18 protein-coding genes are annotated in these 18,045 nt (G+C 68.2%); 3 read left to right on the forward strand and 15 right to left on the reverse strand.

Annotated elements, in window-relative coordinates:
• Window positions 1-39 precede the first annotated feature (39 nt).
• Genes G481_RS0109790 through G481_RS0109800 form a run of 3 tightly spaced genes read left to right on the forward strand, consistent with a single transcriptional unit; the run spans window position 40 to window position 3,647 of the window.
• On the forward strand, window positions 40-1,245 hold the full coding sequence (locus tag G481_RS0109790) for a glycosyltransferase family protein (protein WP_028029876.1): 1,206 nt from the start codon (window positions 40-42) through the stop codon (window positions 1,243-1,245).
• 9 nt (window positions 1,246-1,254) lie between these two features.
• Window positions 1,255-2,496, forward strand: coding sequence for a glycosyltransferase family 4 protein (locus G481_RS0109795; protein ID WP_028029877.1), 1,242 nt, complete (start codon window positions 1,255-1,257; stop codon window positions 2,494-2,496).
• Entirely contained in the window at window positions 2,493-3,647 is a 1,155-nt protein-coding gene (locus tag G481_RS0109800; RefSeq protein WP_028029878.1) for a glycosyltransferase family protein, read from the forward strand. Before G481_RS0109795 ends, G481_RS0109800 begins: the two co-directional genes overlap by 4 nt.
• Window positions 3,648-4,518: 871 nt before the next feature.
• On the opposite strand, the gene G481_RS25855 is transcribed toward G481_RS0109800, so the two are convergent.
• From G481_RS25855 to G481_RS25115, 15 genes are all read right to left on the reverse strand, one after another.
• Complete coding sequence (locus tag G481_RS25855; RefSeq protein ID WP_161630519.1) at window positions 4,519-4,746, reverse strand: hypothetical protein; 228 nt, start codon at window positions 4,744-4,746, stop codon at window positions 4,519-4,521.
• Window positions 4,640-4,858, reverse strand: a complete 219-nt coding sequence (locus tag G481_RS0109810) for a hypothetical protein (RefSeq protein ID WP_028029879.1) — start codon at window positions 4,856-4,858, stop codon at window positions 4,640-4,642. Before G481_RS0109810 ends, G481_RS25855 begins: the two co-directional genes overlap by 107 nt.
• Window positions 4,858-5,043, reverse strand: a complete 186-nt coding sequence (locus G481_RS0109815) for a hypothetical protein (RefSeq protein ID WP_028029880.1) — start codon at window positions 5,041-5,043, stop codon at window positions 4,858-4,860. Before G481_RS0109815 ends, G481_RS0109810 begins: the two co-directional genes overlap by 1 nt.
• A 2-nt stretch (window positions 5,044-5,045) precedes the next feature.
• Complete coding sequence (locus tag G481_RS0109820) at window positions 5,046-5,594, reverse strand: N-acetylmuramoyl-L-alanine amidase (protein ID WP_028029881.1); 549 nt, start codon at window positions 5,592-5,594, stop codon at window positions 5,046-5,048.
• Between the two features lie 142 nt (window positions 5,595-5,736).
• Entirely contained in the window at window positions 5,737-6,093 is a 357-nt protein-coding gene (locus G481_RS0109830; RefSeq protein WP_154664572.1) for a hypothetical protein, read from the reverse strand.
• 70 nt (window positions 6,094-6,163) lie between these two features.
• Window positions 6,164-6,544, reverse strand: coding sequence for a DUF4376 domain-containing protein (locus tag G481_RS23420; RefSeq protein WP_051294440.1), 381 nt, complete (start codon window positions 6,542-6,544; stop codon window positions 6,164-6,166).
• The gene (locus G481_RS0109840) at window positions 6,541-6,888 is read right to left on the reverse strand and encodes a hypothetical protein (RefSeq protein ID WP_028029883.1); all 348 of its coding nucleotides are present in this window, start codon (window positions 6,886-6,888) and stop codon (window positions 6,541-6,543) included. The genes G481_RS23420 and G481_RS0109840 overlap by 4 nt, the downstream gene beginning before the upstream one ends.
• A gap of 8 nt (window positions 6,889-6,896) precedes the next feature.
• Window positions 6,897-9,950 carry a hypothetical protein gene (locus G481_RS0109845; protein ID WP_161630520.1) on the reverse strand — a complete coding sequence of 1,018 codons (3,054 nt, stop codon included), beginning with the start codon at window positions 9,948-9,950 and terminating at the stop codon, window positions 6,897-6,899.
• Entirely contained in the window at window positions 9,917-11,107 is a 1,191-nt protein-coding gene (locus G481_RS0109850; protein ID WP_154664573.1) for a hypothetical protein, read from the reverse strand. The genes G481_RS0109845 and G481_RS0109850 overlap by 34 nt, the downstream gene beginning before the upstream one ends.
• Window positions 11,104-12,231: a hypothetical protein gene (locus G481_RS26350; protein ID WP_028029886.1), complete on the reverse strand. Its 1,128-nt coding sequence runs from the start codon at window positions 12,229-12,231 to the stop codon at window positions 11,104-11,106. Before G481_RS26350 ends, G481_RS0109850 begins: the two co-directional genes overlap by 4 nt.
• Window positions 12,231-14,105, reverse strand: a complete 1,875-nt coding sequence (locus tag G481_RS0109860; protein ID WP_028029887.1) for a hypothetical protein — start codon at window positions 14,103-14,105, stop codon at window positions 12,231-12,233. Before G481_RS0109860 ends, G481_RS26350 begins: the two co-directional genes overlap by 1 nt.
• Window positions 14,090-14,470, reverse strand: coding sequence for a DUF6950 family protein (locus G481_RS25110; protein WP_051294441.1), 381 nt, complete (start codon window positions 14,468-14,470; stop codon window positions 14,090-14,092). Before G481_RS25110 ends, G481_RS0109860 begins: the two co-directional genes overlap by 16 nt.
• Entirely contained in the window at window positions 14,470-15,066 is a 597-nt protein-coding gene (locus G481_RS0109870; RefSeq protein WP_028029888.1) for a hypothetical protein, read from the reverse strand. Before G481_RS0109870 ends, G481_RS25110 begins: the two co-directional genes overlap by 1 nt.
• Complete coding sequence (locus tag G481_RS0109875; RefSeq protein WP_154664575.1) at window positions 15,060-15,821, reverse strand: hypothetical protein; 762 nt, start codon at window positions 15,819-15,821, stop codon at window positions 15,060-15,062. The genes G481_RS0109870 and G481_RS0109875 overlap by 7 nt, the downstream gene beginning before the upstream one ends.
• Window positions 15,818-18,043, reverse strand: a complete 2,226-nt coding sequence (locus tag G481_RS25115; RefSeq protein ID WP_051294442.1) for a phage tail tape measure protein — start codon at window positions 18,041-18,043, stop codon at window positions 15,818-15,820. Before G481_RS25115 ends, G481_RS0109875 begins: the two co-directional genes overlap by 4 nt.
• Window positions 18,044-18,045 lie beyond the last annotated feature (2 nt).

Consider the following 18,045-nt stretch of genomic DNA (forward strand, 5'->3'; position numbering starts at 1 on the left):
CACGCCAACCGCGCATACCAAGACTGCAAAGGCCGAGCGATGACCAAACGACTGAGGGATGCGCGCATTCTGATGTACAGCCACGACACTTTCGGGCTGGGACATCTCAGGCGATGCAGGGCGATCGCCCATTCGCTGGTCGAGGATTATCGCGGGCTGAACGTGCTGATCATCTCGGGGGCCACCATCGCGGGGGCCTTCGATTATCGCGCGCGGGTGGATTTCGTGAAGATTCCCAGCGTGATCAAGCTGCGCAACGGCGAATATACCTCGATGGCCGAACATGTCGATCTTCAGGATACGCTGAAGATGCGCCGCTCGATCATCCGCCATACGGCCGAAAGTTTCCGCCCCGACATCTTCATCGTCGACAAGGAGCCCATGGGCCTGCATGGCGAGGTCGAAGATACCCTGACCTGGCTGCGCACGCAGGGCACACGGCTGGTGCTGGGCCTGCGCGAGGTGATGGATTCGCCCGCCCTGCTGGCCGCGGAATGGGCCAAGGTCGGCATGATCGACAAGATCAACCGCCATTTCGACAATATCTGGGTCTATGGCCCGCGCGATTTTCACGACCCGCTGACCGGCTTTGTCGTGCCGCAAAGTCTGCGCGACAAGATGGAATATGTCGGCTTCCTGCCGCGCCAGACCAGCCGCAGCGAAGGGCCGCTGCCGGCCACCCCGCCGAAATACCTGCTGGTCACGCCGGGCGGCGGCGGCGACGGTGCCGCGCTGGTCGAAGCGGTGATCGCCGCCTATCGCGCCGATCCGGGCATCGCGCTGCCGGCCTTCATCGTGCTTGGCCCCTACATGCCGGCCGATCAGCGCCAGCGCCTGGCCGAAAGCGCGCGCCATCTGCCGCAGGTCAGCATGATCGAGTTCAACAACCATATGGAATCTCTGGTCGCCGGGGCCGAGGCGGTGGTCTGCATGGGCGGCTACAACACCTGGTGCGAGATTCTGTCCTTCGACAAGCCCGCGCTGATGGTGCCCCGCACCACCCCGCGCGAGGAGCAGCTGATCCGCGCCCGCCGCGCCAGCGAGCTGGGCCTTGCGGCGATGCTCATGCCCGATGAGGCTGCCGATCCGCAGCGCATGGCCCTGGCGCTGCGCCGCCTTGTCGACGCCCCGCCCCCGTCCGCAAGCGGGTGCAACCCGGCGCTGGACGGGCTGGACAATATCTCGCGCATCGTCGGCGGCTGGCTCGATACCGGGCGCAGCGTCACCGCCGCACGGGCCGGGTGACGCCGCCCCATGACCGATCCTACGCTTGTCATCTTGCTCAAGGGCTATCCGCGCCTGTCGGAAACCTTCATCGCGCAGGAAATCCTGGGGCTGGAACGGGCCGGCTATCGCGTCGTCATCGTCTCGATGCGCCATCCGACCGACACGCGACGCCATCCCGTGCATGACGAAATCCGCGCCCCTGTGCTGTATCTGCCCGAATACCTTGGGGATGAACCGGCCCGGGTGCTGCGCGCCCTGGCGCGGGGGCTGGTGCGGCCCGGCTTTTGGCGCGCGCTGCGCACGTTCCTCGGCGATCTTCGCCGCGATTTCACCGCCAACCGGGCCCGCCGCTTTGGCCAGGCCCTGGTGCTGGCCGCAGAATGGCCCAAGGGCGGCATCTGGCTGCATGCGCATTTCCTGCATACCCCGGCCTCGGTCGCAGCCTATGCCAGCCAGATCACCGGCATTCCCTGGACCGTCTCGGCCCATGCCAAGGATATCTGGACCTCGTCCCCGGGCGAGCTGGCCGGCAAGCTGGCGGCGGTGGATTGGGCGGTGACCTGCACCCGCACCGGGTTTGACTACCTGCAAGGCCTGTCCCCCGATCCGGCCAAGGTGCATCTTAGCTATCACGGGCTGGACCTGACGCGCTTTGGCCCCTTCACCGGCACCCGCCCCCCGCGTGACGGGCATGATCCGGCCGATCCCGTGCGGCTGATCAGCGTGGGCCGCGCGGTGCCGAAAAAGGGCTATGACGTGCTGTTGCGCGCGCTCGCCTCGCTGCCGGCCGATCTGCACTGGCGCTTTACCCATATCGGCGGCGGGGCAGAACTGGCCCCGCTGCGGGCGCTGGCCGATGATCTGGGCATTGCCGGGCGCATCGACTGGCTGGGCGCGCGCGATCAAAAGGACGTTCTGGCCGCCTATCGCGACTCGGACCTGTTCGCCCTTGCCTGCCGGATCACCGACGATGGCGATCGCGACGGCCTGCCCAATGTGCTCGTCGAGGCCGCAAGCCAGAGGCTGGCTTGCGTGTCCACCACGGTCTCGGGCATCCCCGAGCTGTTCACCGACGATGAAACCGGCCTGCTGGTGCCGCCCGACGATGTGCCTGCGCTGGCGGCGGCGCTGGACCGGGCGATGCGCGATCCGGCGCTGCGCGCACGGCTGGGCGCCGCCGTCGAAACCAAGGTACGCCGTGATTTCAGCTTTTCCAACAGCATCCGCGATCTGGACCGGCTGTTCCGCGCCTCGTGGGGCCGCACATGACCCGGCCGGTGCGCGTGATGTTCTATGTCCAGCACCTTCTGGGCATCGGCCATCTGGCCCGCGCCAGCCGCATTGCCCAGGCCCTTGCCAGCGCGGGGGCCAAGGTGACGCTGGTCACTGGCGGCATGCCCGTTGCGGGCTTTCCGCCCCCCGGTGTCGGCCATGTCGCCCTGCCCCCGATGGCAGTCGGCGCCGAGGGGTTCGCCGCGCTGGTCGATGCCGATGGCAATCCGGTGGATGATGCCTTCCGCGACCGCCGCCGCGACCTGCTGCTGGACACATTCGACCGCCTTGCCCCCGATGCGCTGCTGATCGAGGCCTATCCCTTTGGCCGCCGTCAGGTTCGCTTTGAACTCTTGCCGCTGCTGACGGCCGCCCATGCCCGCCAGCCGCGCCCCGTGGTGCTGTCTTCGCTGCGCGACATCTTGCAGGAAAGCAGCAAGCCCGGCCGGAACGAGGAAACCGTCGATCTGGTGCAGCGCTGGTTCGACCGGGTGCTGGTGCACGGCGATCCGCGCTTTGCCCGGCTGGACGAGACCTTTCCCCTGGCCGCCGCCATCGCGGACCGCATCACCTATACCGGGCTGGTCGCACCGCCCGCGCCGGGACCCGCGGCCGAGCGGTTCGACGTGATCGCCTCGGCGGGTGGCGGTGCGGTGGGGGCCGATCTGACCCGCGCCGCGATGGGGGCCGCGCATCGGATGGATCCGGCGCTGCGCTGGTGCCTGATTGCCGGGCCGAACCTGCCGCAGGCCGATTTCGACGCCCTGGCCGCCCTGCAGCGTCCGGGTATCGTGCTGGAGCGATTCCGCCCCGATTTCGCCAGCCTCTTGGGCGGGGCGCGGGTGTCGGTCTCGCAGGCAGGCTATAATACCGTGTGCGACATCTTGCGCGGCGGCTGCCATGCGGTGCTGGTGCCCTTTGCCAGCGGGGGCGAGACCGAACAGACCCAGCGCGCCGAACGGCTGGCCGCCCTTGGCCGCGCCGATGTGATCCCGGAATCCGCGCTGACCCCCGAAGGGCTGGCCGCGACCATCGCCCGCGCGCTGGACCGCCCGCAGCCGCAACCGCTGGCGCTGGACATGGGGGGCGCCGAAGCCACCGCCCGTCTGGTCATCGACCTCGCCCGCAGAGCGGCGCCATCAGCCTGACGATAGCCAAGGCGCAGCCAGCGCCTTGGCCAGCGCGTGTCAGGGCCGTGTTCATCCCAGGACCCGCCTTCAGCCTCCGAGCAGCGTGAATTCGATGCAGCTGCGGCCCGCGCGACGTCGCCGTGCAGGGCATCAGTCTGCCGGTGCGATGGTTCCCGATGCCCCGGGCTGCCCGGGATCCGACCCCCCGGCAACACGCCGATCACCTGGCAGATTCGCCCCGGATCATCGGACAGAACTGCTGGATCTCGCCAAGGTTCGGGCGGGCCAGCGGGTTCAACAAACGCTGGGACACTTTGCAAAAGCAGAAAAGCCCCGGATTGCTCCGAGGCTTTTCAATGCGATAATGGTGGGCGATAACGGATTTGAACCGCTGACATCTTCGATGTGAAGAAAGAGCCACCATCACAACTAGCGGATTCTGCGCCATATGGACGCTTTGTGTTGAACCGTGGACGCCACCTGCGAAACATGTTCGCTTTTCGTCCGGTTCAATGAACTGAGGAACACTTTGTATGTGGGCCGGACCCGCAGGCCCGGCAGAGGCGCGGCGATCAACCCGCGCTGGCCCGGTCGGACATGTTGAGAGCGGTGTGGGCGTTTGTCATCCACATCAAGCCTCTTGAGAAGGCGCCGCGCTCAGGTGGTGCATCTGCGGGAGTTGCACCCGCACCCATGTTTCAGGGCTGGACTTTCGATGCACCGCCAGAAAGCGGTTGATCGGTCGGCCCACCTCCGCGCGATGCGCGGCCCTCGCCGTTTAGCTGCCGATCCAGCTGCCACAGTATCCCTGTGGCCGCCTTGGGCTGTATGGCCGCCCAAACCTCGCCGAGGCTAGATCATAGCACCCGGCGAATCGGCTGTGAATCCCTCACCCGCCACAGACCGCCGCGAATACCTCGACGAACCGCGCCCCGGCCGCCAGCGTCTCGGGCGTGTCGCGCCGCGAATATGTCGGCAGGTCGGCGCGCAGCTCGCGGCAGATCGTCCGTTCAGTCTCGGCGGAGCCGCCCGGCGCGAGACAGCCGGTCAACAGCATCGCCGCCGCCAGCAGCGCGGGCACGGTCGGCCGCATCCTCGATCTGGGTTGCACGGTCATGGTCGGCCTCCTTGGCCTGTTGCTGCACGGCCTGCGCGCCCTTGCGGCGGCCGACGAAAAACGCCGCAATGATCGCCAGCAGCGCGGCGCCGATGGCTTCAAGCAGGCCCATCAGGTCGCCCAGCCATTGCGCTTGGCGAGGGCATAGCCCGCCTCGGTGATAGCCCCCAGCGCGCCGCCGATCAGGACGATCAGGTCAGGCTCAATCGCTGCAGCATCTGGCGCGACCAGTAGCCCGTAGGTCACAAGCGCCGAGGCGACCCAGCGGGCGAGGATGCGGGAAATGGGTCCGAGCATGGTCAAGCTCCGTTGATGAAGGCCAGACAGGCCCGGTGTATCGCGCCGGTCAGCGCGGCATAGTGGCGGTCGGCGGCTTGGCAGTCGGCTTCGCGGCTGCCGAAATACGGCTCGATCAGCACGGCAGGGGCGCGGCCAGACCAAAGGCTTGCGCCGCCTCGATCTGCCCGCCCGCGCGTGACGATACCCCGGTCGCGCAGCCCCAGCGCCCCGACCATCGCGGGCTGGATCAGCCCGGCCAGCCGCAGCGAGCCCTTGGTGCCGCTGGTCAGCGTCTCGGTCCCGGTCGCCGTCGCCGGGCCCCCGTTGAAGTGCAGCTCGACCGTGGCCGAGACCCCGAGGGCGTCGGCGTGCTGGTAGGCGTTGCGGATCTCGCTCGCGTAGCCGCTTGGGTGCGACTGGCGCCGGATGACGGTATACATCCCCGGCGCGTGGTCGCGGATCGCGGCGGCCAGATCGCCGCACCAGTCGTATTCGGATCGGCCGTCCGTCACGCGGACAGCCCCCTGCGCGCGGGCGTTGTGGCCCACGATCAATGCCACTGCGGTCATGGCGCGGCTCCTATGTTAGACGGCTGTTAGACGGGGGCGGCGCAGTAGCGCAGGCCGCCATATGCAGCGATGACCAAGGCGACGAACGCCCAGGTTTTCAGCTCTTCCTTCAGCACCCGGCGCAGGGCGCAGTGCCGATCGCTCATTTCTCGGCCCCCCGGATCTTGGTTTCGACCAGAGCGCCCGCGACCTTGGTAAGGCTCATACCGATGGTTCCCGCGACGAATGCCGCCATGGCGATGCTGTCGGGCGTGTGTTCCATGCGGAGCGCCCACAGCACGATGGGCCACAGGTAGGTGCCAGAGATGGCCCCGCCGATCACCGCAACCACGCCGTCACGGATGCGCTTGCGCTCCGATCCGATCCACCGGGCCAGCCCACCGGCGCCAGAGGCGATCAGCACCCGCCCGCTTTCGCCGCCGATCCATGCCGCCGCGATGCCGGCATACAGCAGGAGGGTCTCCATTACCCCCGGCGGGGGCGGTCGCATCGAATCCATGTCGTCTCCAGCGCAGTAAAAAGCCCGCCGCAGCGGGGTCGTGGTCGTCAGATGGTCCGTGTGCGTCAGGTCACGGCCAGCCGGTCTCGATATCGACGGCCTCGCCCGCATCGAGGGCGGCCAGCAACGCCGCCTCGCGGTCGAAACACGCCTGGACATGGGCGCGGATCGCCGTGGCCAGCCCGATCACCTGCGGCGCGCTCAGGGTGACGAACCCGCTCGCCGTTTTCCACTGGACCGAATAGCCGGGGTCCAGCATCGCCGCGACAGCCGCGCCCATCACGCGGGACTGGCTTTGATCGTCGGTCGCCACGGTGACGCCGCCGACGGTGATGCCCGATGCGATGGCCACGTCGCGGCGCGCCTTGACGGCCGCGCGCCGTGCGGCGGCGGCCTCGGCGGCCTTGGCCTCGGCGGTGATCAGTTGCGACAGGTCGATGGCGATGCTCATTCGGCGGCCTCCTGAATAGCCGGTTCCTCGGGCGCCCAGCAGGGCAGCGTGACGGGTCCGTCTCCGGTAAGGGCCAGCGGCGCCGGATGCGTCACGGCCCGCGCCTCGGGCGGGGCCGGATCGGGGATGGCCCCGTGCGGCAACAACAGCGTCAGATGCAGCGCGCCGCCCGAGCGGCTGATCGGCCCGGCGATCCAGTCGCAGGCCACGGCCCCGGCTGGCAGGGTGGCGCCCTCGGGGATGGCGGACAGATCCAGCACCGCGCCGTTGATCGTCAGCACGTCGCCCGCGCGGTGCAGGCTCAGCGCCGCATCAGAGCGGATGGGGGACAGGGTGATATGCATGTCGGTCCTCAATACCAGTTGCCCACGGCAGTGACGCGCGCGGTGACAGAGACGTCCACAGATGAGCTGCTCAGCCTGACAGCGTTGATTCCGGTCGCACTGGTAGTAGACGTCGCCCGGTGCGTCAGCGAGAACATGCGGTTGTTGAGCGTGGCGCCGTCAAACCCGGCGCTTCCTGTAAACTCGGGCGCGGCGGCAAATGCTGCCGGGAACGTCCAGTTGAATGCCACTGTCGCGTAGGGGTCGGCGAGCGTCCCGTACCCGACCGCGATTCCAGACCCGGCAGAGATTGTCTGCCGACAGATTTGCAGCCCGTTGGCAAAGCGGGTGTACGCGCCATTGGCGTTGCTGCCCGTCTCGATCTCGCGGCCGAGAACCCAGTTGGTGCCGTCCCACAGAGCCACAGTGTCCCTGTCGGTGCGGATATAGCCCGCCGGCAGCGCCGCGCCGGTGACCGTGACGCAGGGCTGCGCGCCCAGACCGTCCAGATTGATCGTTGCGGCCCCGGTGTTGACCGCCGGCGCCCGGAACCGCAGCTGCAGACCAACCGGGATACTGGTCAGCCCCGCCCCGCTGGTCAGCGTGCGCGCATTCGCCGTGCCGCCGACCGTGACGCGCAGCGCCGGGCTGGCCGACAGCTGCAGCGGCGAGGCGCCGACCCGCAGCAGGCGGTTGGCGGTGGTGTCCACCGTCGATTGCGTGACGGCGGTTCCGGTCATCAGACCTGTTACCTGCACACCACCAGAGGTCACGCGCAGTGCGTTGGCGCCGCCGACGACCGCGTCGATCTGCGTGGCATTTGCCAGCAGATAGGCCTGCTCGACATCGCCAGAGGTCTGCCAGCTGATCCGCTGCCCGCTGCCCAGCGTGATGGCAGGTGCGGCCAGCGTGATTGCGTTGGTCTTGTAGCCGCGCCAGACAAGGCCGGGCGTGGACGGAAAGTCGGTGGCGCCGGTGCTGCCGCGATAGGGCAGGCCCTCGATCACATACACCGCATTGTTGCGCGGCACCCAGCCCGCCGTCGCGGCCGCCGCTGCCTGCGCCAGCGTGCTGCCATATGCCCCAGCAAACAGATCGCCGCGCACCAGCACATCGTCCAGATCGGTCGAAAAATCGCCCTTCTGGGACAGGGCTCCGGTCAACAGGTCGGGCGGGGTGTCGTCATCCTCGGCCCCGTCACCAACCCCGCGCAGCGCGATGTCGATGCTGTTGGCGGCCACGATCCGCCCGGGGGCCGCATTCGGCCCCAGCCGCACCGCAACGGCACCCGGCACCCGGCCATCCGTTCGAACGAACCCGGATTTCGTCCGGGCCGCGCGGGGGTTGGCAATCGTGTCGTCGTAAAACGTGGCCGTCACGTTGGATTCGGGGAAGATGACCTGCGCGCCGCCAAGATGCGACTCGATGAAACCGCCGGTCTGGATGATGTTGCCAAATCTCGAGGAAAACCCGCCATGGGTCATCGAGATTTCCAGACCCCTGACCAGGGTCGCGCCATCCATCAGGATGTTCGCGAAGCCCGAGCCGAAGTTGTTTTTCCTGCGGCTGCTGGCGCCGTGGAATTTCGACCCACCCAGAAAGGAAACTTCGCTCGTGTGCTGGATGATCGCGACCGGCGAGATACCGTCAGACGGCGTGGTGTTGTGCGCGAGGCGCGCGTTGACGATGGTGATGTCGTTGTTCCGCGCTCCGACCGAGTAGTTTTCGGCGGCGCGCACCATCGCGAGGGGCACGCCAAAGGTGATCGGGATATTCGACCGCGTCAGCCGTGGCGCGTGGGCCAGCGTGATCTGGTTGCCGCTGTGCGCCGTCACCACCGCGAACAGGGCGCCAACATTGTCGTCGGCAATCTCGGTTTGGCCACAGCCAGCCAGATAGGCGTATCGCCCGACCAGGCTGGTGCTGACCGACCGCGACAAGATAACGGTCGTGCTGCCAGCCGTGGTGCTGGCGGCGACTGCCTCGAAGCTGCCCGTCGTATCCGTGACGTTCCTGAACGGCGTGGTTGCCAGGGTGATCTGGCTCGGGCCGTCCACGCTGGCAATCGCGCTATAGTGCGCGGTGTAGAGCTGCGTGCTGCGCGGCCCGGCATTGCCGAGGAAGAAGCCGAGCCCGGCGTGGCCGCTCTCGAACACCGGCTGACTGGCCGTCACGACGTTGCCGACGTTCGTGAATGTCACATCGGACGGCAAGAACCCTGCACCGCCAAATTCGGTCGGCTGGTAGCCGCAGTTGACCACATCCGGGGCAACGACCGTGCCGTTCTGCGACGCCTCCATGATCAGGCCATAGTTCCGCAGGTCGCGAATGAAGGGCGCGTCGATGAGGAAGGTATTGGCAGCCCGGATCTTCATCCCGATCGGGTCAGTGGCGGGGTTGCCCTCGCCCTCGAAAAACACCCGGCCGTGCATGATGGGACCAAGGGTGCGCAGCGCGTTTTGTTCCCATCGGAACATGCACTGCGGCACCGCGTAGGCAATCCCGCGCGCGGCATACAGCCCGCTGCTGCGCACGCTGGACCGCGCAATCCAGGACTTGGCGCACCACCGCACCCCGTTCCAGTCGAAAATCCAGAGCGAATCGTTGTAGCCGGGCCCGAGATTCCAGAGCGCGGTCGCGAACGCCTCGCTGAACATTTCGCCGTTCAGGGCCAGCGCGGCGGCAGGATAGACGGTCTGGACGCGGCGCCCAGGGGCCCCGGTGAAATACGCCATGGCCGCATCGTGGAACGTCTGCACCGCCTGCGTCACGCGGGTCTGATCTTGCGTAGCCGTGACGCCAGCATAGGCCAGAGCCAGGTCGGCCGGGTGCAGATAGTCGACCAACCGGAACACCGTTGGCTCTGCCGCGCGCACCAGCGGCTCAATGCTGGTCGCGACGCCAGAGCCATTGTCGCCACGCCCGACCCAGACCGAATGGTCGACGTGATTGTAAAACAGCTCGCTGGTGGCCAGCGCAGCAGGGGCGCCGCCAACGGCGCCGCCGCCGGCCAGGCGCTGCTTGAGCCTGATGGTTGCTTCGATCACGCTCATGCCGAGCCTCCGGAAATGATGGGCGCCCATGCGCCGGGATCGCTGATGGTGGTGTTGACAATCGTGGTGGGCGGCAGCTCGACCATCTCGACCACCGCCACGCGGGTCACGGCGTCGGCGCCATAGATGATGACCTCTGGCCTGGCATAGAGCGCCCCGGACGGCGGCACGATGTCGGCGTCAAACGTCTGCGAGACGGTATTTTCCCGGCGCACGACGCCAAGGGCGGCGGTCAGGTCGATGGTATCGACAATGCTGCGCGCACTGACCGATGCCAGGCCATTGCGGGACGCATCTAGCCAGCGCACGGCCACGACCACGGCATCACCCAGCGGGTCGCCAGAATCGACGGTGCGGCGCAGGGTGAAAGACACGCGGTAAAGGCGGCCCGGTTCGATGGCCACCGCATCGCGCGGGGCTAGCGTGCCGGCGCCGGTGATCTCGACGCATGCGCCGATATCTGCATCCACCACCACCACGCCAGGCGCCGGCGGCATGTCGAGCCCTTGGCCCGTCGATGCGCCGCCGAATCCATCCAGCCACTCGGGGCGCGTGCGCGCGACTGCGCGCAACGACCGCTCCCTGACCTGTGCCTCTGCGGACAGGGCGATTTCGCGGGCGCGGGCCTCCTCGGTCAGCCCAAGCGCGCGGGCGTGTGCCTCGGCGGCCAGCCCAGCGATCCGGGCCTCGGCTTCGTCGGCCACCAGTGCGGCGGTTGCGGCGTCCCCTGCGATGCGCGCGGCGGCCTCGGCCGATAGTGCGGCATTGCGCGCGTCAGTCTCTGCAGCAAGCTGGGCCCCGGCCGACGCGTCACCAGCGATGCGGGCCGCCTGTTCGGCCGAGATCTGCCCGGCGATGGCGGACAACGAGGCGTTGATCGCCGCCTCAAGCGCCGTGACGACAGCCAGCAACGACGCATCGCCTGCACCGCGCGCGGCGGCCTCATCCGCGATCTGTCCCGTCAGCGCGGCCACATCAACGCCGCGCGCTGCAGCCTCGGCGACGATCTGCGCGGTTAATGCCGCCACATTCTCAGCCCGTGCGGAAGCTTCCGCCGCATCGCCAGCGACGATCAGATCGGTCAGCGCCTGCGACAGCGCATTGATCGCGGCGACGTCTGCGGTGTTGTTGGCCGTCGGCTTCCCGGCGACCAATGTCGGGGTTCTGGCAAATGTTGGGGCGGTCATGCGCTGCCTCCGTGGATTGTGCGTGTGATTGCTGGCGCAGTCAGCGCCGATGAGGTCGCCCACCCGCTGACGGATGGGCCAGATTGAGCGCGCGCCCGCGCCTGATAGCTGCGCCCGGCAGTCACCGGGGCAATGCGAGCCACCGGGCTGGCAGGCGTCACCAGACCCAGCGCGACCCATGCCCCGCCGTCGACGCGGTATTCGACAGCCAGCGCCCAGATATTCGGGTCAGCCGTGAAACTGACCGTGACGTCGATCGACCCGATCCAGCCGTCGTCGGCAGCGACCAGCGTGACGCCCGTCGGCGTGGCCAGTGTGACCGGCTGCAGGGCGCTGTCCGCCTTGGCGCCCTGCGCCGCCGTGGCATAGGCGCTGGCGGCCGTGGTCGCGGCGCTGCCCAGACCAAGCGTCGCGCGCATGGCAGCCGCGTCGGTATCGTCCAGCAGGGCGCGGGCGGCAGGCGTCAGCGTGGCAAGCGCGGCGGTGCTGGCGCCCGTGTAATAGGCCAGCCGATCGGCCGCAGGGGTCAGCCCGTCGATGGCGTCGATGCTGGCAGGGATGCTGGCCAGATTGCTGCCCCAGGTCGCGCCGACCGTGGCGCCTGCGGCAATTCCGTCCAGCTTTGTCTTGTCAGCCGATCCGGCCCACCATGCGACAATCGCCTGCCGGACGCGCTGCGCCGTCCAGGCCCGGCGCGTCGTAGCGCTGCCCGCCTCGGCCTCGGCCTGCGTGATCGTGGCGGCCGTCCACTCGCGCGCATCGCTCAGGCGACTGTCGCCGGTCGTCACCCCATCAGTGATGCCATAGCCTGCGAGCGTCGTCGGCTTGCCGGTGACATTGGCCCAGGCGACCGATGCGGCGGCAACGCCCGTCAGTGCTGATCCATCCCCCTTGAACACGGTCGACCCATCGTCCGCGCCGATATGGCCATGCCACAGCCGGGCGCCATCGCTGCGAAACAGCAGGTGGCTGGCGCTGGCCAGATCCCCAACACCGGCGCCGTGGCCGTAATAAAACGCGTGCCCGGGCTCGGACGCGGCCAGCTCGCCGTGCAGGTGATCGGCCGGCGGCTCATCGGTGCCGGTGACGCGCCGGCGCAGCCGGAAACGCAGGTTCCAGGTCATCAGTATACCCCGGCGTCCACGGTCGATGAGGCGGTCGCCCAGATGCCGCTGACCGTGACCCACTCGCTTTCGCGGGCGGAGCCGCTGGCCTTGACGCGCAGATCGTGACTGTCGCCGCCTTTTGCGCCGATCAGGCGGCCGCGCACCCGGCCCGCGACCAGCGGCACGTCAGCCGCGATCACCCCGCCGGCCAGCCAGTCGGCGCCGGTCAGACGCCACTCCCAGGTGTAGCCGGTGACCGATGAGGTCTGGCTGGGCAGGAAATCGAATTCGATGGCCGGAAGCAGATCGGCGACCGTCGGCATCGCCATCAGATCGCTGGGCGGCGCCAAGGCCAGATCGGGTTGCGTCACGGTTTCCTCGGGCACGTCCTGCTCGTCGGTCTCTGGGTTCCAGGCGTAGACGCTGGCGGCAATCTCGCGCGCCTCGAACGGCAGGCGGAAGGGCACGCCGTCAGACGCAGACAGCCAGTGCCCAGGCGCGATGGCCGTGATCTGGTAGACTCCGGCGCGCGGGTCCGTCTCGCGCGGGCGGGTCAGCGTGACATTGGCCCCGGCCACCAGATCGAGGTGCTCCGGGAACAGCACGCCGCCGATGCGCCGCTGGCAGCCCAGCTGGCGCGCCCTGATCTGCGCCAGCCGGTTGGCCTGACGCGGATAGGGCACCAGCTCCAGCGCGAAATCCTCGACCCGGTCGTCGCCCCCGGTCCAGCCGCCGCCGCCCGGCACCTCGATCGGGATCAGGCTCGCATCCTCCCAGGCGGCGCCCGGGTTGGGATAGATCGCCCGGATCGCGCGCGGCAGATCGCGGCCGCGCTGCAGGGCCGTGAAGCTCAGCGGCGCCTCGCGCAGCACGTCGTCAATCGTCGCGCTGGGGGCGAGGTATTCGCCCGGCTGGTAGCCGATCATTCCGCCGATCTGCACCAGACCGCCACCCCCGGCGACGTCCAGCGGGCTCAGCGCCTGATACAGCTCGACGCTGGGCGAATAGACGATCCGCCCGCCGACGCGATAGCGCGGCTCGGTCCCGCCTGCCTTCAGGGGCACGGCCTGATCCGCAACGTCGGCCTGCCGCAAAAGGCTTGGCAGGTGCAGCAGATGCACCGGCAGTTGCGCCACCGGGTTGTGGCGCAGCGCGTCAATCAGGCACAGGGCTTGATTGTCCGACCACGCCCAGGTGGACGGATCATCCGCATCCTGTGCCGGATCGCGCGGATCCCAGACCGGCGTCCATTTGCCGGTGACGCGCAGCGCTGGGGGCATCCGCTGCCACCGCTGGCCGGCGCTCGACGCTTTGCCCTTGACAATCCGGGCCCACAGGACCGTGCGGCCCCGCCACGCGTCGGTGTCCCAGAAATCCGCGTCATCGGTGGCCAGCGGGTCGCCGACCTCGGACAGGATCAGATCGGGGATGGTGGTCTGGTCGCCCAGCCCTGCCCACAGGGTGACGTGACCGGCGAACGTGGTGTCCGTCGCCGTTGCCCCAGTCGCAAAATCGTAGAGATCGCCGGTCAGCGTCAGCGCGCGATTGTCGAATTCCACCGTCTCGATACTGTCGCTGGGGCGGCTATTGAGGATCCAGACGCAATAGGCCACCCCGTCGCGCACGATCACGGCGGCCGGCGTGCCCTCGATCCGCGACCGGCCATAGGCGTGCCGCTTGACGATCACGCTGGCAGGCTGGTCCAGTTCGATTTGCGACTCGCCAGCCGCCCCGCCGCGCTTGGCCAGCTGGCGCGAGATGGCGGCAAACAGGATCGAGGTGCCGATCTGGGCGTAGACCGTGGCCCAAGTGACGGCCCCGAAGGCGAACCCGGCGCCGATCCCGGCGCCGCCAAGCCATCCGGCAACCGTCGTCGCTACAAGAGTCGCCATGCCGCCACCACCTCTCTCACCGGCGCATAACCGCCAGCCGTTTTGCCCGCCCACCAGCCGGGCTGATCCAGCCCGATCACCAGCGCCATCTGTCGCCGAACCTGCGCCAACCCCAGCGCGCCGGGGTGCCAGCCGCACGGGCGCATCCCGTGCGCCTCGGCCATCCGCGCCGCCATGGCCGGCAAGCCGCCCTCGGCCCGGATCAGCCGCAGCGCACCGCGCGGGCCGTGATAGGCGCCGCGATAGCTTGCCATCGGGTCGATGCCGGTTAGGCGCAGATGCACGTCGCAGGCGGCCGTGCAGCAATCGGCCTCGCCCCATTCAAAGGGGCGGGCCATGACCTCGGCCACGATGTCCTCGATCATCAGAACTTCACGACTTCCGCCTGCATCCGCGTGCGCGCCGCGCGCAGCCAGCGGCCGGCCGTGTCGCCGGGAAATTCGGCCTGCTGATCCTCGTCCGTGTGATAGGCGGACGGCGACAGCCGTTGCGATTGCCGCGACACCAGCGGCGCGATGATCCGGCGCAGGATATTTCCCTTGGCGTCGGTGCCGTCCTCACTGTCCGACAGCCCGTCGATATAGCCCGCCCAGACGTGGACCGGCGGGCAGACCAGCACGTTGCCCGCCCGCTCCGTCGTGATCCCGGCCCAGGCCTGCACTGCAGCCTCGCGCGCGTCAGTCGCAAGGATCGCGTCGATATCGTCGGGCAGCCCGCCCAGCACGGCCTGCCCTTCGGTGGCGGCGATCCCGCTGCGCTCACCCGGCAGGGTCAATCTGCCGCCCATTCCATGCACGCCGATCCCGATCCAGTCGTGGCCACCCCAGGCCAGCGTGCCGATCCCCGAATGCACGCGCACCGGATCGCCAGGCCAATCCACAAACACCAGCACCGCCGCGTGATACCCGCCGGCCGCCAGCGCGGCAGTCATGGCGGGGTCGACCCCGCGCGCCATCACCACGGATTCCACTCCGTCGCGCCCACGCGCTCATGCGCCAGCACCTCGCGCAGGTTCACCTGATACTGCCAGTCAGCGCCCACGCCCTGCGCCCCGGGCGTGATGCCCGTCACCTCGAAGACGACGCTTTCGGCATCGTGCAGGCTGATCACGCCCGCAGGCAGCGCGGCATCCAGCCGGATCGTCACTGCCCCTGTGGCATCGCTTGTCGCCACAGTCACCGCCCGCGCCGTGCCCGCCGAGACGAAATCGCCGCCATCGAGGACAAAGCTGCGCAGCACATCGTCGGGCCGCACAATCAGGGTGTTGGGCGGCAGGCCGGTCAGGCTGATGGTCGGATAGCCCTGCGCATCGGTCCCGGAACCGCCCGACCGCACCGGTCCGGTGAACCAGGCCATGGGCGTCGTGCCGTCCGTCGTCCAGTCCATCGGTGTCGTGCCGTCCGTTGTCCAGCCCATCGGAGCGGTGCCGTGGGCCGCATAGCCTGCATGCCGGTCCAGCACCCAGTTGGTCGACACGACGTCGAGGCGCACGAGGTTGATCCCGCCATCCAGCTCGCGCCACAGCTGGGCCATGTAGCCCGCGCCGCTGCGCCCCAGCGCGAGCGACGACACCGACAGCTGCGCCACCCGTCGCGCCGGACCGGCAGAGGCGACAGCACGCGCACCAGACAACAGCCCCTCGGACCGCACCACGGGCCGCTCGACCCACGGCGCTGCAGACACGATCCCCACCGGGGGCCAGGCGACGATCCTCATGGCAGGGGCACCTCGCGGGCGCGGGCATAGGTGGCGTCCACCGCGCCGGACATGATCTCTGGGGCGGCGCGCTGCACCACCCGCACGGCTGCGCCTTCGGCCGCACGCACCACGACCGACGGGTCGGAGTAGACGGTGATCGCGACGGGTTGCGCACCACCACGCAAGGCGTCTCGCGCCTGCGCGACATTCAGGACGCCGCCCGAACGGGACGGCACGAAGATCTCTGAATTCGGCGTATTTTCGTTGATCTGATAGGGCTGGCCAGAAACGACGGGTCCACCGGCAGCGCGCTTTCCAAGGAGACCGCCGAAGAGGCCACCCAACAGCCCGCCACCACCGCCACCCGACGAAAATGGCCCAGTATTGAACAACGCAGCCTCCAGCGCTGCCTTGGCCAGCGCCTTGGCTACCCCGGCCAGAACCCCCTTGAAATCTTCACCGGCAACGATCGCATCAAGCAATCCATCCCTCAGGTCCCCGGTGATATCGTCCATGAAGCGCGCACGCTCGGCGTAGCGATCAGCCTCGACCGTCAGCCTGCCGATAGCCGCCGCCTGTTCGTCGATTTCCTCGCGCAGCGTCTTTCCCGTCTCGGCCGACCGCTGGTCAAGGTCGATTCCACGCTGTTTTGCCGCATCCAGCAGACGATACTTGGCCTCCAGCTCGGCGGTCACCGCATCCTCGCGCCCCATCACCTCGATCTTGCGCTCGAGGATCGCGATTTCCGCTTCGGCAAGTTCAAGGATATCCTTGGCGCTTGCCTTCTTTTCGCCGCTGCCACCGCGCCCTGTATCAACGATGTCGAACCCCAGCTCATTCGGGGCTGCGCGCGGACGTGTTTTCGGGGCGTTCGGGTTCGGGACAAATGGGCTGGGCGACTGGTCGAGGCTGTCGAGATAGCCAGGCACATCCTTGGCCACACCGCCCGGCAAGGTCGCCTTGAGGCTGCGCGCCAGCCCGAGGGCATTGGCGATGGCCGTGCCCAGCCGCCCGACGGCCGAGATGGCATTGGACAGCGTGATGCCGCTGTCGTCCCTCAGGGCTGCGAACAGCGCACTGGCCCGTGCCTCGGCCTGCCCCATGCGCTTTTGGAATTCATCACCCTTGATGGCGCCGGTATCCAGCTCTGCCGCAAGCTGGCGCATCTCTTCGGCAATGCCGGCCAGCTCGCCCCGGATCGCCGCAAACTCCTGGCTCGGCAGCTCGTTCATGGACATCAGAATCGCACTGGCAGCAGCGCGGCCTTCTTCGCCCATCTGACGGTGCATCTGCGCCAGGCGCTCGGCCGATTCCGCCTGATCATCGGTCAGCTTGCGCAGGTCGATCAGCCGATCGAAGATCTCATCTCCAAGCACCGCGCGGCCAAACGCCTCATCCGGGAAGATTTCCCGCAGGCGGGTTTCGACCATATCAAAGGGCAGATCGGCCAACGCCACCGCCACCGCCTTGCCCCAGGCGGTGAACTTCTGGGTCATGGCGGTGAACCGCTCGTCAATGTCCTGCGCCTTGCGGATCAGCTGCTCGTCCAGCACCGCGCCAGTTGCGTGCGCCTCGTTGATGATCTTCTGAATGCCTTCCGCGCCGCGGTCGATCAGCTGAACGAACTGCTCACCCCCGGTCCCGCCGAACAGCTCGTCAGCAACGCGGATGCGCGCCGCCGTGTCGAGCTGCTGCAGACGGTCGATCAGTTCCAGCATCAGCGCGCTGGGGTCCTGCAACTTGACCTTCAGGTCGGCTGCGGAATAGCCCAGCCGCTTGAAGGACTCGGCGGCCGATCCCATGCCCGTCACGATGAATTCGTCGGCGCGCAGGCTCAGTTCCTTGAACCCGTCCACCAGCGCATCCATGCCGACGCGGGTGCGGTCGGCCACGGCCGACCATTCCTGAAACGCCTCCAACCCCATGCCTGCCCGTTTCGCCTCATCGCCAATGGTGGCGATGGATTTGACGGTGCGGGTCAGACCACTGGTCAGATTCGATATCGCGCCGGTCACCAGCCCACCGGCAATGCCGCCCGCAAAGCCAATCGCGAAATTCCTGACCGAGACCGTCATGTCGGAAAAGTTCGCCTGCACCCGGCGCGCCATGGTGGTGGTGCCCTTTTCCGCATCGCGCGTCAGCCTGGCGATCAGCTTGTTGTTGCGGTCCATTGCGCGCGCGAAATCACGATCCTTCGCCTGCAGCAGGATCGTGATGCGCTCAAGATTTTCGTCGGCCATCC

It is taken from the genome of Gemmobacter nectariphilus DSM 15620, from assembly GCF_000429765.1.
GTDB classification, from domain to species: domain Bacteria; phylum Pseudomonadota; class Alphaproteobacteria; order Rhodobacterales; family Rhodobacteraceae; genus Wagnerdoeblera; species Wagnerdoeblera nectariphila.

Bases quoted from the DNA above. Each gene is read 5' to 3' on its own strand.
- G481_RS25115 (WP_051294442.1), bottom strand. From the start codon at position 18,043: ATGGCCGACGAAAATCTTGAGCGCATCACGATCCTGCTGCAGGCGAAG.
- G481_RS25855 (WP_161630519.1), bottom strand. From the start codon at position 4,746: ATGACCGTGCAACCCAGATCGAGGATGCGGCCGACCGTGCCCGCGCTG.
- G481_RS0109795 (WP_028029877.1), top strand. From the start codon at position 1,255: ATGACCGATCCTACGCTTGTCATCTTGCTCAAGGGCTATCCGCGCCTG.
- G481_RS0109820 (WP_028029881.1), bottom strand. From the start codon at position 5,594: ATGACCGCAGTGGCATTGATCGTGGGCCACAACGCCCGCGCGCAGGGG.
- G481_RS26350 (WP_028029886.1), bottom strand. From the start codon at position 12,231: ATGACCTGGAACCTGCGTTTCCGGCTGCGCCGGCGCGTCACCGGCACC.
- G481_RS0109815 (WP_028029880.1), bottom strand. From the start codon at position 5,043: ATGCTCGGACCCATTTCCCGCATCCTCGCCCGCTGGGTCGCCTCGGCG.
- G481_RS0109790 (WP_028029876.1), top strand. From the start codon at position 40: ATGACCAAACGACTGAGGGATGCGCGCATTCTGATGTACAGCCACGAC.
- G481_RS0109830 (WP_154664572.1), bottom strand. From the start codon at position 6,093: ATGGATTCGATGCGACCGCCCCCGCCGGGGGTAATGGAGACCCTCCTG.
- G481_RS0109840 (WP_028029883.1), bottom strand. From the start codon at position 6,888: ATGCATATCACCCTGTCCCCCATCCGCTCTGATGCGGCGCTGAGCCTG.
- G481_RS0109875 (WP_154664575.1), bottom strand. From the start codon at position 15,821: ATGAGGATCGTCGCCTGGCCCCCGGTGGGGATCGTGTCTGCAGCGCCG.
- G481_RS0109800 (WP_028029878.1), top strand. From the start codon at position 2,493: ATGACCCGGCCGGTGCGCGTGATGTTCTATGTCCAGCACCTTCTGGGC.
- G481_RS25110 (WP_051294441.1), bottom strand. From the start codon at position 14,470: ATGATCGAGGACATCGTGGCCGAGGTCATGGCCCGCCCCTTTGAATGG.
- G481_RS0109845 (WP_161630520.1), bottom strand. From the start codon at position 9,950: ATGGGCGCCCATCATTTCCGGAGGCTCGGCATGAGCGTGATCGAAGCA.
- G481_RS23420 (WP_051294440.1), bottom strand. From the start codon at position 6,544: ATGAGCATCGCCATCGACCTGTCGCAACTGATCACCGCCGAGGCCAAG.
- G481_RS0109810 (WP_028029879.1), bottom strand. From the start codon at position 4,858: ATGGGCCTGCTTGAAGCCATCGGCGCCGCGCTGCTGGCGATCATTGCG.
- G481_RS0109860 (WP_028029887.1), bottom strand. From the start codon at position 14,105: ATGGCGACTCTTGTAGCGACGACGGTTGCCGGATGGCTTGGCGGCGCC.
- G481_RS0109850 (WP_154664573.1), bottom strand. From the start codon at position 11,107: ATGACCGCCCCAACATTTGCCAGAACCCCGACATTGGTCGCCGGGAAG.